Source organism: Mycetocola sp. (assembly GCF_046716805.1).
In the GTDB taxonomy this organism is placed as follows: domain Bacteria; phylum Actinomycetota; class Actinomycetes; order Actinomycetales; family Microbacteriaceae; genus Mycetocola_A.
Genome location: NZ_JBKJWH010000112.1, coordinates 17070 through 29763, shown reverse-complemented (window position 1 = coordinate 29763; position 12694 = coordinate 17070). Strand labels below are relative to the sequence as shown.

Here is a 12694-nt window from a genome sequence, read left to right as displayed (position 1 = left end):
CATACGGTTGCTGCTGATACTCGAATACATACGCTCGGATCTCAGCGGACGTAAATCCCGGACTAATCGACATTGCCCAACCCCTAACCAATCGTGAAGTGACTCACAACCAGCGTGGCAAAGAGGGTTCACGTCGATTTGCGCACGACGAACCGGCCGGCGGCCCAGTGGATGGTAACTCGGTCTGTGGATAGCGCCTGTATCGGATGCTTCGGTGGCAGTGTGTGCGGATGCGCCGCAACGCAGACCTCCCTGCCGAGCTCGGACTGACCTTCGCCGTCGCCGAGGCGCACTCGCGCGGAGTGGGCGAGGGGCGCCTGCGGGGTGCTGACCTCGAGCGCCCGTTCCACGGCGTGAGGCGGGCCCGCGAGCAACCGTCGACATACGACGACCCGTTCGACAGACACCGTGAGGAGGTCGTCGCACTGGCACACGCCTACTCACACCGGATGCGGGACGTCGAGTTCTTCAGCCATGAAACCGCGGCCCTGCTCTGGGGTGCACCGCTGCCGTTGTCGCCGGATCGTGGCATCCATGTCAGTGTCCCGGATCCGGCGGCGGCGCCTCGATCCAAGGGCGTCCGGGGTCACCGGTTGCGTCGGGGGCAGGCATCCGTCGTCCTGTATGACGGAGTGCATGTCGCCTCGCCCGCGTCGACCTGGGCAATGCTCGGCCACCTCGAGGTGTTCGACCTCGTCGCGCTTGGCGACTTCTTCGTGCGTGAGTGGCGCGCGGAGGGGTACTTCCGTGTCAATGCCGGAAGGAAACCACTCGCGACACCGAACCAACTGGGGGCTGCGCTGGACGCGGGACGCCGCGCCGGTGCGGCGCGACTGCGTCAGGCGCTTCCCCTCATCCGGCAGGACTCGTGGTCGCGAGCCGAATCGTTGACTCGATGTCATCTCGTCACCGCGGGCCTGCCCGAACCGGTGCTGAACCGCGACTACTTCGACGCCTACGGGGAGCACCTGGGCTGCATCGACCTCAGCTACCCCACGTACCGAGTAGCGATCGAGTACCAGGGGCGACAGCATGCGAATCGGTATGCCCGGGACATCGAGCGCATCGAGCGGCTGCGCGTTGAAGGCTGGATCGTCATTCAGGTCACTGCGACACTGCTGGAAACCCCGGCCGAACTCGTGCGCCGTGTGCGCGCCGCGCTGCACAGCAGGGGTTGGCGCGGCTGATTCCTCGAGCGGTTCCGCGGTGTCGGCCTGCCGAGCGTTGACTGTGCGCACATCGACCCGAAACAGGACTGTGACGTCGATGTGCGCACAATGAAAGCGGCCGGGACCAGACGGTGGCCGCGGCCGCAAGCGGCATGGTTGACTACACCCTGCTGCCGGCAGCGGCGGCACCGAACTCAGAGAAGAGATCCGCACGTGACACTTACCTCCCTGAACTCCGCCGACGGCACGAGCTGGGTTCTCCGCGCCGTCTCCGGTCCGATCGACGCCGGCGTCACCGGCAGGGACATTCCCGCCGTCGTGCCCGGCGAAGTGCAACTCGACCTGCTCGCCGCCGGCCTCATCGCCGACCCGTTCGACGGCGTCAACGAGAAGGTGCAGGCCTGGATCGGCCACTGCGACTGGCGTTACAGCACCACGTTCTCCTGGACACCGAACGACGCCGACCGCCACGACCTCGTCGCCGACGGCCTCGACACCGCGGCGGCCATCACCCTCAACGGGGTGGAGGTCGCCCGTACTCAGAATCAGCACCGAAGTTACCGTTTCGACGTCGCCGCGCTGCTTCGGGACGGTGAGAACGAGCTGGTCGTCGATTTCCGATCGCCGATCGAATTCGCCCGTGAGCAGGAGGCACTCCTCGGCGAACGACCGACGGTGATGCACCATCCGTTCAACGCGATCCGCAAAGTCGCCTCCAACTTCGGCTGGGACTGGGGCATCGACGTCTCGAGTTCCGGCATCTGGAAGTCGATCGGCATCGAGTCATGGTCGGGCGTGCGCATCGCCTCGGTGCGCCCCCTCGCCGACGTCGACGGAACCGCGGGCATCCTCACCGCGCACGTCGGGCTCGAATGGGCGGCCGGCGCCGCAGCGGCCGACGTCTCCGTCACCGTGAACGGGCACACCGAGACGGTCCAGGTTGCGCCAGGCGAAACGGATGCCGTCCTCCGCGTCGACGCCGGAACGGTCGCCCTGTGGTGGCCCCGCGGCTACGGCGACCAGCCGCTCTCTGACGTCGAGGTGACCGCGGGCGATGCCACCTGGAGGAGCCGGGTCGGATTCCGCACCGTCGTACTCGACACGGCGGCGGATGAGCACGGCTCCAGGTTCCACCTCACGGTCAACGGCACCCTGATCGGCATCCGCGGTGCCAACTGGATTCCCGACGATGCGTTCGTCACGCGGATCACCCGCGACCGCTACCGGTCCAGGATTGCGGATGCCGTCGACGCGAACATGAACCTGCTTCGGGTCTGGGGAGGCGGCCTCTACGAGTCCGATGACTTCTACGATGCGTGCGACGAACTCGGCGTGCTCGTCTGGCAGGATTTCCTGTTCGCCTGCGCCGCCTATGCCGAGGAGGACCCGTTGCGGAGCGAAGTCGAAGCGGAGGCCCGTGAGCACATCACCCGACTGAGCAGCCACCCCAGTCTCGCGCTCTGGAACGGCTGCAACGAGAACATCTGGGCCTACGTCGAATGGGGATGGCGTCAGCAGCTCGGCAGCAAGACGTGGGGCGAGGGGTACTACTTCGACCTGCTCCCGGCGCTGGTGGCCGAACTCGATCCGAGCACCCCGTACTCGCCAGGGAGCCCATTCTCGTACACGCGGTACGCGCACCCGAACGACTCCCGCCACGGCACGACCCACATCTGGGATGTGTGGAACGACAGGGACTACACGGCGTACGGCGACTACCGGCCGAGATTCGCGAGTGAGTTCGGGTTCCAGGGGCCGCCCGCATGGTCGACGCTCACGGCATCCGTTCACGACAAGCCCCTCGACCCGTACGGCGAGCAGATGCTCGTCCACCAGAAAGCCGCCGACGGCAACCTCAAGCTCGAACGCGGACTCGGCGAGCACCTGCCTGCCCCGCGCTCGATCGAGGAATGGCACTGGGCGACCCAGCTCAACCAGGCGCGGGCTCTCCGGTTCGGGATCGAGCATTTCCGGTCGCTCACGCCCCTGAACAGCGGCTCGATCGTCTGGCAGCTCAACGACAACTGGCCGGTGATCTCCTGGGCCGCAGTCGACTACGCCGGCCACCGCAAACCACTGTGGCACGCGCTCAAACACGCCTTCGCCGACCGTCTGATCACTTTCCAGCCGCGCGACGGCCGACCGACCCTCGTCGCCCACAACGACTCAGCTGACCGGTGGCGCGACACCGTGCGCGTCACGCGCCAGGCGTTCGACGGGACGGAGCTCGCCAGTCAGCTCATCCAACTCGACGTCGAGCCGCGCGGGATCGCCCACGTCGATCTCGACACGCGCGTGAGCACGGCGACGGATGCCTCCGGCGAATTCGTGTCGGCGACCGGTGCCGATGCCACACCCGCCTTCTGGTATTTCGCGGAGGATCCCGACCTGTCGCTGCTGCCCACGTCCGAGGCGGTGGAAGTCTCGACCGAGCGGATGCCGACCGGGCTCCGGATGACGGTGACGGCGACGTCGCTCGTCAAGGACATCGTCATCCAGGCGGACAGACTGGATGCCGCGGCATCCGTCGATCGGGGGCTGGTCACCCTCGTCGCGGGGGCGAGCGCCGTGTTCACGGTCACCGGGGACATCGGATCCGATGTTCGGATCGGGTTTCCGGTGTTGTGTGCGGCCAATGACCTCGTCACCGGCTGACGGCTGAGGTCGCGAAGACAGACAGCGCGCGGCGAGCGGCGGGCAGTCGTTCAATGGGCGCACAAGCACCCCGGCGGCTCATGAGACATCACATCAGTGTTGCGAGCCATTTGCGAAGATCGAATGATCACCCCGTCGGGCGACGCCATGGGGCCGACCCATACACTGGCAGGGTGAGCGACGACGGAACGATCCCCAGCATTGCGATTCTCGGCACCGGCTCGATGGGGTCGGCGATCCTGTCCGGGCTGCTGCAGCCGGGAGTGACCGTGACCGGAGGCATCCGCGTCACGAACCGCACCCGCAGCAAGGCCGCCGAACTGGCGAAGCTGCCCGGCGTCACCTCGCTCGCCCTCGAGGACCAGCCGGACGCAAACCGCGCCGCGGTGGCCGGCGCTCGTGTTGTTCTGGTCGCCGTGAAGCCCGCAATGGTGCCCGACCTGCTGCGAGAGATCGCCGACGCGCTCGAGCCGGGCACGATCGTCGTCAGCGTCGCCGCCGGAGTGACCGTGGCAACCTTCGAGTCGCTTCTGCCCGAAACCATCGCCGTGTTGCGCTCGATGCCCAATACGCCGGCCCTGGTTGGCCGTGGGGTTACCGGACTGTCAGCAGGCACGCGCTCGAGCGACGAGGACCTCGCGGTCGCCCGTGCCGTCTTCGAAACCGTCGGCACCGTCGTCGATGTTCCCGAAAGCCAGCTCGACGCCCTCAGCACGATCTCCGGCTCAGGCCCCGCCTATGTCTTTCTGCTGATCGAGGAACTGACGAAGACCGCCGTCTCCAAGGGCTTCACCGCCGAGCAGGCTGCCGTGCTCGTGAACGGGACGTTCCTGGGGGCATCCGAGTTGCTCGCTCAGTCCGATCAGACCCCCGAGCAGCTGCGCATCCAGGTCACCAGCCCGAACGGCACCACCGAGCGCGCCGTGGCGGTGCTGCAGCAAGCCGGCCTCACGTCGATCTTCGATGAGGCGACGGATGCTGCGCTCGAGCGGGCGAAGCAACTCGCGGCGGGCGCCTGATCGTTTCGGGCCAGGCCCGCCCGGTCACATCGCCACGAGTTCACGCGATCCGGACGTAACCACGCGGCGCACCGGATGATCCGGTCCGGAGCAGGTGAATTCGCGGCTGCCGTTAGCTCGTCAGCGACGCGAATTTCTCGATGTCGCCGGTCGTGCCGGACACGATGATGAGGTCGTGGTCGGTGACGATGGTCTCCGCGGTGGCGTACGTGAACGGCTTGCCCGGAGATTTCACGCCGACGACGGTGATGCGGTACTTCGAACGAACGCCGCTCTGGCCGAGGGGAAGACCCCGGATCGGCTTGGGCGGGTACATCTTCACGAGGGCGAAGTCGTCATCGAACTGGATGAAGTCGAGCATCCGGCCGCTCACGAGGTGGGCGACACGTTCACCGGCCTCGGCTTCAGGGTAGATGACGTGGTTGGCCCCGACCCGGGCCAGGATCTTGCCGTGCGACTGCGAAACGGCCTTGGCCCAGATCTGAGGGATCTTGAGGTCGACGAGGTTGGCAGTGATGAGCACGCTCGCCTCGATCGACGAGCCGACGGCGACGACGGCGATGGAGAAGTCCTGGGCACCTACCTGCTTGAGCGCCTCGATGTTGCGGGCGTCTGCCTGCACAGTGTGCGTGATCCGCTCGGACCACTTCTGCACGAGTTCGGCGCCTTCATCGATGGCGAGAACCTCACGATCCAGCCGATCGAGCTCGCCGGCGCACGCTGCTCCGAATCGACCGAGCCCGATGATGAGGACGGGGGCATCGTGCTTGATCCGATCAACCAACAATGGGCCTTTCTTCGGGTCTCCGGTACAGCTTGGAGCTCGTTGTCGCGGCGACCGCCGCAGCGAGTGTCACTGTACCAACTCGGCCGAGGAACATCGTCATCGCCAACACATACTTCGCGGGGTCGTCGAGCTCCGCCGCGAGACCGGTGGACAGCCCGACAGTACCGAACGCCGAAATGACGTCGAAGAGGACATGGTCGAGAGGAGCCTTGGTCATCTGCAGCAGGATGATGCACGACAGGGCGACGATGGTGGCGCCCCACAGCACCACGCTGAGGGCGACCCGCAGTACGTCGGGCGGAACGCGGCGACCGAAGGCCTCCATGTCCGGGCTGCCCTTCGCCTCGGCCATGGCGGCGAGGAAGATGACGGCGAGTGTCGTCACCTTGATGCCACCTCCGGTGGACGCCGAGCCCCCTCCGATGAACATGAGCATGTCGGCGACGAGCAGGCTCGAGCCGTTCAGGTCGGCGATATCGATGGACGCGAACCCGCCCGACCTGGTCATCATCGACAGGAACATCGACTGGAACACCGTGTCGCTGGCGTTCAGCGCGCCGAAGGTTTTCGGATTGTCAAATTCGAGCAAGGCAAAGACGCCGGCGCCGAGGAACAGCAGGACGAGCGTGGTGACGACAGTGAGCTTGACGTGCAGCGACCAGAACCGGGTGTGGAAGAGGTGACGCTTGAGGGCGTAGATGACGGGGAAGCCGAGGGCGCCCAGGAACACGCCGACCATGAGGATCGACAGGAACCAGTAGTCGTTGGCGAAGGTGCCGAGACCTTCGGCGTTCGGCGTGAACCCGGTGTTGGTGAACGCCATGGCGGAGTAGTAGAAACTGTGCCAGATGGCGTCGCCGATCGGGATGCCGTCGATGAGCATCCGGGGGAACAGCAGGATGGCGATGGCGATCTCGATGACGACAAGGCTCAGCGCCACAGTCGCGAGCATGCTGCCGATCTCGCCGAGCCGGACGGCCTGGCCTTCGGCGACGGGGCCGCGGTGCCCTCGCATCGGGTTGGAGTCGCTCGCTGCCATCAGCTTCGCCCGCAGGCCAAGCCGGCGGGAGATCACCATGCCGAGGATGGAGGCGAGCGTCAGCACACCGACCGCGCCGATCTGGACACCGACGTACACGAGGACGTGGCCGACGACCGACCAATGCGTCGCCATGTCGACGGTGGAGAGCCCGGTGACGCAAATGACGGACACCGCAGTGAAGAAGGAGTCGGCGAGGGGAGTCCACGTTCGGGAGGCCGACGCGATCGGCAGCGAGAACAACAGCGTGAACACGAGGATCAGCGCAGAGAAGATCAGGATGGCGAAGCGCGACGGAGATTCGCCGGTGAAGTTGTCGACCAGCTCCCGTACCCGGGCGAATCCGGAGCGGACCAAAATATGGGACCGAGCGTCGGTGATACTGCCTGCCACGGTTCCCCCGTTCTTGGCTTGGTTTGGGACCGTTGTCATGGTACTCCGTGCTGAGAGTCACTAGCCTTGTGCCATGGCTGACATTTTTGACGTGATTGCAGACGCCACACGGCGTGACATCCTGCAGATCCTCCTCGACCGGTACGAGAGCGATTCGACGATCTCGCACGGCGGAACGAGCGTCTCCGAAATCGTCACCGCACTTGGCCTCAGCCAGCCGACGGTGTCGAAGCACCTCAAGGTTCTGCGTGAGGCCGGTCTCGTCGCCGTGCGCGAGGAGGGGCAGCACCGCTACTACCGGCTCGAGTACAGCCCGCTGGAAACCGTCGAGGATTGGCTCATCCCTTTTCTGAGCGTCGACTTCGACATCGCCGAGGCCGTCGGGCTTGGTGAGCATGCACTGACCGATCAGGCGAAGCAAATGGCGGATGCCATCGGGCACGCCGTCGCGGACACCACCCACCGCGTCTCCTCGGCCGTGCAGGCCGTGAGCAAGAAGCTCGGCAAGTAGACCGACCCTCGACACCGGGAGCTCGCGGGAGCTAAAGTGGGCGCACGATCACGGCAACACCAGCCACACGCCCTTCAGGAGATCCCATGGCTCACGGATTAGAAGACGTTCGTTTTCTGACCGTTGCCGAGGTTGCCGACATGATGCGGGTCTCGAAGATGACTGTCTATCGCATGGTTCACGCGGGCGAGTTACCGGCCATCCGATTCGGGCGGTCATTTCGAGTTCCAGAGTCGGCTGTCGCACAGGTGGTCTCCACTCACGTAGCTGACACTGGCTGACTTCGGCGTGGGAGCTTGCACCTCGAGGATCAGCTAGACTGCTCCGAGGCATTTTTTTCTGCCGGCCGTGGCATTCGCGGCCACGGCCAACCTTTGTGAGGTAATTAATGGGTTCTGTAATCAAGAAACGCCGCAAGCGCATGGCGAAGAAGAAGCACCGCAAGCTGCTTCGTAAGACTCGTCACCAGCGTCGCAACAAGAAGTAAGTCGCAACGCACCAGTTAAGCGTCAGGCCATTTCGGACTGGCGCTTTTTGGCGTACCCGCTCACGGGGAAGTGTCACCGCGGGCCAGCGTGATCGCCGTTGGAGTCCGCACCACGAGCTGAGGCCGATACAGGCGGTGGCGCGGGTCGCTGGAGTTCTCATCCCAGCCGACGATCTCCCGCCCCTCCGGTCCGAGCAGCAGGTCGAGCGCCCCGGCGGCTACCTCGATGAGCGGCTGTTCGACGCTCGAGAGCCCGATGGCCTCGGCCACCGGTGTGTTGTCGTAGCCGATCACTGGAACCCGCGCGCGGGTCGCAAGCATGGCGCCGAGGGCAAGGGTGTCGCTTGCGCACACGATGGCGTCGACACGGTGTCCGCCGTCCAGCAGGGCCCGGACCGCGGCGCTTCCGTCGGTGACATCGTCGTGAGCCTGCAGATCGAGCCGGTCGACAGCATCCGGTGTGAGGCCACTGCCGTGCAGCATGGCGTCACGCCAGCCGCGGCGGCGGTCGTCGCCGATGCCCGAGTGGGGCGGCCAGCCCAGGTAGGCGACGTGGCTGATACCCGCGTCGAGGAAATGGACGGTGGCATCATGCACGCCGTTCCAGCCATCGACATCGACCCACAGGTGACGGGGATCGTTGAGGTCGTCGATCCCCCACGGGCGTCCGAATGTCACGAACGGTACGTCGTGCTGGATCAACCACTCAGTCCGTGGGTCCTCGTAGAACGTCGACGTCAGTACGAAGCCGTCGACGTCGGCGCCGTCCCGTAGCCGCGAGATCTGGCGGATCTCGTCGTCGGGATCGGTGGCAGTGAAGAGCATGACCCGCAGCCCGCGGGCATCCGCCTGCTCGGTCAGCGCGTGCAGGAACCGGTCGAGCACCGAACCGGATATGCCGTTCGTGATCGGGTCGAGGCGGATGCCGAGGGTCGAGCTTTTGCGGGTGCGGAGCCGGCGGGCGGATGCGTGGGGCCGGTAGTTGAGCGAGGCGATCGCCGCCTCCACCTTCTCCCGGGTGGCCGGTTTGACGAGGTCGGGGGAGTTCAGCACATTCGAGACCGTCTGCCGCGATACCCCAGCCTCACGCCCCACGTCTGACACGGTCGGCAGTCGTGACATGTCGCCTCCGTTTGATCGATCAACTTCAGTCAGGGTACCGCAGCACGACGGCTGCGCAGCGGCAAGAGGATTGACAGGGTTGGGAGGGAAGCATATCTTTTCCCCATCAGTTTGATCGATCAAATGCACAGCAGCGTTGCACCGTTTGATCGATCAAATCCACACCAAGGAGACTCCCATGCAAAGACGCACCTCCCGCTGGCTCACGGCTGGCGCCCTGGCCGCCGCAGGCACCCTCGTGCTCACCGGTTGTGGCTCAGGATTCAACGAATCGCCCGAGCCCGGGGCAGACGGCGGCGAACTCACCTCGTCGGACGACGCGCTGACGGTACTCATCGGCTCGAGCGGGCAGGCAGAGACCGACGCGGTCAACGATGCCGTGGCGGCCTGGTCCGATTCATCCGGCACCGACGCCAAGGTGAGCGTCGCGAGCGACCTGCCCCAGCAGCTGTCGCAGGGCTTTTCCTCCGGCAAGCCCGCCGACCTCTTCTACCTCTCCTCCGAGGGCCTCCCCGGGTACGCGTCGAACGGGTCGCTCCTGGCCTACGGGGACATGCTCGAGAACAAAGACGACTTCTACCCGACCCTCGTGAACTCGTTCACGTACGAGGGGGACTTCTACTGCGCCCCGAAAGACTTCTCCACCCTCGCTCTGGAAATCAACACAGACATCTGGGCCCAGGCAGGACTCACGGATGACGACATCCCGACCACCTGGGAAGAACTCGAAGCGGTCAGCAAGACCCTCACCACGCCGGAGCGCACCGGGCTCGTCATCGGAGGGGAATACCAGCGGGTGGGTGCTTTCATGGCCCAGGCCGGCGGCAGCCTCACGAACGACGACAACACTGAAGCCACGGCGAACACGGAAGAGAACGTCGAAGCACTCACCTTCGTTCAGAAAATGCTCAACGATGGCACCCTGAAGTTCGCGAAGGATGCCGGTGCCGGATGGGGCGGCGAGGCGTTCGGCAAGGGCCTCGGCGCCATGACGATCGAAGGCAACTGGATCACCGGCGCCATGACGAACGATTTCCCGGATGTGAAGTACACGATCGCTGAGCTGCCCGAAGGGCCGGCAGGCAAGGGGACCATGCAGTTCACCAACTGCTGGGGCATCGCCGCTGACAGCCCGAACCAGCAAGCGGCACTCGAGCTCGTCGAGCACCTCACCAGCGCCGAGAGCCAGCTCGCGTTCTCGACGGCGTTCGGGCCGATGCCGTCCATCCAGTCCGCGGCAGAAGAGTGGAGGGCAGCCAACCCGACGCTGGTTCCGTTCCTGAACGGCGCCGAATATGCCAAGGGTGTGCCGACGCTCCAGGGAGCGCCTGACATCATCACCGACATCAACTCAAAGATCGAAGGGCTGAAAACCGGTGACCCGAAGGCGATCCTCGATACGGCCCAGTCCAACATCGAAGCGCTGCTGAAGTAGCGAACCATGGCAAAGACCGCCAGTCGGTCGCCCCGCGCCGGAATCCGGCGCGGGGAGGCCGCGTCCGGGTGGCTGTTCACAGCCCCCATGCTTCTCCTGCTCGGTCTCTTCCTCGTCGTTCCGGTGCTGATGGCTCTGTGGGTGAGCTTCTCCGACTGGACCGGCCGGGGAAGCCCGTTCTCGTCGACCGTCAACTTCGTCGGCTTCGACAACTACTCGGCACTCCTCGCCGGTGGGGGGCTCGCGGAGCGCGACTTCGGAATCGCGCTGAAAAACAATGCGTGGTACGTCGTGCTCGTGGTCCCGTTGCAGACGGCGCTCTCTCTGTTCCTGGCTGTGCTCGTGAACCGGCAGGTGCTCAAAGGGCGCGGCTTCTTCCGAACGGCGTTCTACTTTCCGTCGGTCACCAGTTCCGTCGCCATCACCGTGCTCTGGCTGTTCCTCTTCAACAACACCGGCGCTGTCAACAGGTTGATGTCGTTCGTCGGAATCAATGGACCGAACTGGTTCAACGAGCCACGGGGGATCTTCCACTTCGGCGCTACCAGCGGCCCTGACGCCCTCACGCAGAACACCGCCCTCGGCGTGACCTGGTGGGACTGGCTCGGAGGGCCGAGCGTGGCGATGTTCGCGTTCGTGCTGATGGCAGTCTTCACCACGAGCGGCACGTTCATGCTGCTGTTCATCGCAGCCCTGCAAAACCTCGGTGGAGATGTTACCGAAGCGGCGATGGTGGACGGCGCAACGGGATGGCAGCGGTTCTGGCAGGTGACCCTCCCTCAACTGCGGCCGACACTCTTCACCGTGCTGACCCTCGGCCTGATCGGATGCTGGCAGGTCTTCGACCAGATCTACACCGGAACACGCGGCGCCCCGGGCAAGACGACGCTCACCCCCGCGTTCCTCTCGTACCAGACCGCCTTCAACAACCAGCAGTGGGGACAGGGCGCGGCGATCGCGTTCATCCTCTTCGCGATCATTGTGTTCTTCACCCTGATTCAGCGCTGGGTCCTCGCCGAACGGGAGGTGTCGAAACGGCGCGCACGCCTCTACGCGCTGCCCCCGGCGTCATCCGATGGCAGGCCGGCCCCGGTTGCCGTTCCCGAAACCTCTGGGAGGAAACGATGACCGCCACGGCATCCGCGGCACCCACGGCAACCCGACCCGTGGCATCCGCACCGAAGAGACGGCGCGACCGTCCCTCCACGAAGGTCATCGCCGGTCGATCGTTCCTCTATGCCCTGCTCGTCGCGCTCGCGATCGTCTACATCTTCCCGTTCCTCATCCAGGTGGCGACGTCGTTCAAGACGGACGCTGAAGCTGCCGTGAACCCGCTGTCGCTGATTCCGGCGACCTGGACGACGGCCGCCTACCAGCGGCTGTTCCTCAACTCGGACTTCCCGTTGTGGTTCGCGAACTCTGCGTTCGTCACGGTGGTGGTCACCCTCGGCCGGGTGTTCTTCAACTCGCTCGCCGGCTACGCCCTCGCCCGGCTCCAGTTCCGCGGGCGCGCCCTGATGTTCGCCGGTCTGATCGCCGTGATGAGCGTGCCGAGCGTCGTGCTGCTCATCCCGAAGTTTCTCGTCATCAACCAGCTCGGTATCTACGACAGCTACGTCGGGATGATCGTGCCGCTGCTCACCGACGCCGCAGGCATCTTCATCATGAAGAATTTTTTCGAGTCGATCCCGATCAGCGTGGAGGAGCAGGCGCGCATCGACGGTGCCGGCACCTTCCGGGTGTTCTGGTCAGTGGTGCTGCCGATGGCCCGCCCCGCCCTCGTCACGATCATCATCCTGTCCTTCCAGGGATCGTGGAACGAGCTCAGCCACTTCATCGTCGCCAGCCAGTCGCCCGATCTGGTGACGCTGACCAAGGGTGTGGCGTCTCTCGCCTCCGGCCAGCTGAGTCAGGGAACCCAGTATCCGATCAAGCTCGCGGCTGCGGCGATCATGACGATCCCGGTCGCCGTTTTGTTCTTCATTTTCCAGAAGAAGATCATGAACGCGAGTGAGGGGGCTGTGAAGGGCTAACCGGAGATCACCTGTTCCTGTCCCTCGTTCTCCCTGGAGGCTTC

At 65.1% G+C, this 12694-nt stretch carries 12 protein-coding genes; 9 read left to right on the top strand and 3 right to left on the bottom strand.

Annotated elements, in window-relative coordinates; translation table 11 throughout:
* Positions 1-230 precede the first annotated feature (230 nt).
* The 3 genes from ACLQ62_RS08995 (at position 231) to proC (ending at position 4843) form a co-directional block, all read left to right on the top strand.
* Positions 231-1187: a hypothetical protein gene (locus tag ACLQ62_RS08995; RefSeq protein ID WP_411721302.1), complete on the top strand. Its 957-nt coding sequence runs from the start codon at positions 231-233 to the stop codon at positions 1185-1187.
* Positions 1188-1382: 195 nt separating this feature from the next.
* Positions 1383-3824: a glycoside hydrolase family 2 protein gene (locus ACLQ62_RS08990; RefSeq protein ID WP_411721301.1), complete on the top strand. Its 2442-nt coding sequence runs from the start codon at positions 1383-1385 to the stop codon at positions 3822-3824.
* 224 nt (positions 3825-4048) lie between these two features.
* A complete protein-coding gene (proC, locus tag ACLQ62_RS08985; RefSeq protein WP_411721306.1) occupies positions 4049-4843 on the top strand; it encodes a pyrroline-5-carboxylate reductase in 795 nt (264 codons plus the stop codon).
* Between the two features lie 112 nt (positions 4844-4955).
* On the opposite strand, the gene ACLQ62_RS08980 is transcribed toward proC, so the two are convergent.
* Together ACLQ62_RS08980 and ACLQ62_RS08975 are read right to left on the bottom strand one after the other, a co-directional pair.
* Positions 4956-5627 carry a potassium channel family protein gene (locus ACLQ62_RS08980; RefSeq protein WP_411721300.1) on the bottom strand — a complete coding sequence of 224 codons (672 nt, stop codon included), beginning with the start codon at positions 5625-5627 and terminating at the stop codon, positions 4956-4958.
* Entirely contained in the window at positions 5620-7101 is a 1482-nt protein-coding gene (locus tag ACLQ62_RS08975; RefSeq protein WP_411721299.1) for a TrkH family potassium uptake protein, read from the bottom strand. The genes ACLQ62_RS08980 and ACLQ62_RS08975 overlap by 8 nt, the downstream gene beginning before the upstream one ends.
* A 34-nt stretch (positions 7102-7135) precedes the next feature.
* Here ACLQ62_RS08975 and ACLQ62_RS08970 point away from each other — a divergent pair, with 34 nt between their 5' ends.
* The 3 genes from ACLQ62_RS08970 to ACLQ62_RS08960 all read left to right on the top strand — a co-directional run bounded on the left by ACLQ62_RS08970 (position 7136) and on the right by ACLQ62_RS08960 (position 8060).
* Positions 7136-7573: an ArsR/SmtB family transcription factor gene (locus tag ACLQ62_RS08970; RefSeq protein WP_411721298.1), complete on the top strand. Its 438-nt coding sequence runs from the start codon at positions 7136-7138 to the stop codon at positions 7571-7573.
* Between the two features lie 86 nt (positions 7574-7659).
* The gene (locus tag ACLQ62_RS08965; RefSeq protein ID WP_411721297.1) at positions 7660-7854 is read left to right on the top strand and encodes a helix-turn-helix domain-containing protein; all 195 of its coding nucleotides are present in this window, start codon (positions 7660-7662) and stop codon (positions 7852-7854) included.
* Between the two features lie 107 nt (positions 7855-7961).
* Positions 7962-8060: a 30S ribosomal protein bS22 gene (locus ACLQ62_RS08960; protein WP_003792170.1), complete on the top strand. Its 99-nt coding sequence runs from the start codon at positions 7962-7964 to the stop codon at positions 8058-8060.
* 60 nt (positions 8061-8120) lie between these two features.
* On the opposite strand, the gene ACLQ62_RS08955 is transcribed toward ACLQ62_RS08960, so the two are convergent.
* Positions 8121-9182 carry a LacI family DNA-binding transcriptional regulator gene (locus ACLQ62_RS08955; protein ID WP_411721296.1) on the bottom strand — a complete coding sequence of 354 codons (1062 nt, stop codon included), beginning with the start codon at positions 9180-9182 and terminating at the stop codon, positions 8121-8123.
* Positions 9183-9360: 178 nt separating this feature from the next.
* On the opposite strand from ACLQ62_RS08955, the gene ACLQ62_RS08950 reads away from it, so the two are divergent.
* From ACLQ62_RS08950 to ACLQ62_RS08940, 3 genes are read left to right on the top strand one after another with little or no spacing between them, the layout of a single operon-like run.
* Positions 9361-10617 carry an extracellular solute-binding protein gene (locus ACLQ62_RS08950; protein WP_411721295.1) on the top strand — a complete coding sequence of 419 codons (1257 nt, stop codon included), beginning with the start codon at positions 9361-9363 and terminating at the stop codon, positions 10615-10617.
* Positions 10618-10623: 6 nt separating this feature from the next.
* A complete protein-coding gene (locus ACLQ62_RS08945; protein ID WP_411721294.1) occupies positions 10624-11745 on the top strand; it encodes a carbohydrate ABC transporter permease in 1122 nt (373 codons plus the stop codon).
* A complete protein-coding gene (locus ACLQ62_RS08940) occupies positions 11742-12650 on the top strand; it encodes a carbohydrate ABC transporter permease (RefSeq protein ID WP_411721293.1) in 909 nt (302 codons plus the stop codon). The genes ACLQ62_RS08945 and ACLQ62_RS08940 overlap by 4 nt, the downstream gene beginning before the upstream one ends.
* Positions 12651-12694: the final 44 nt, after the last annotated feature.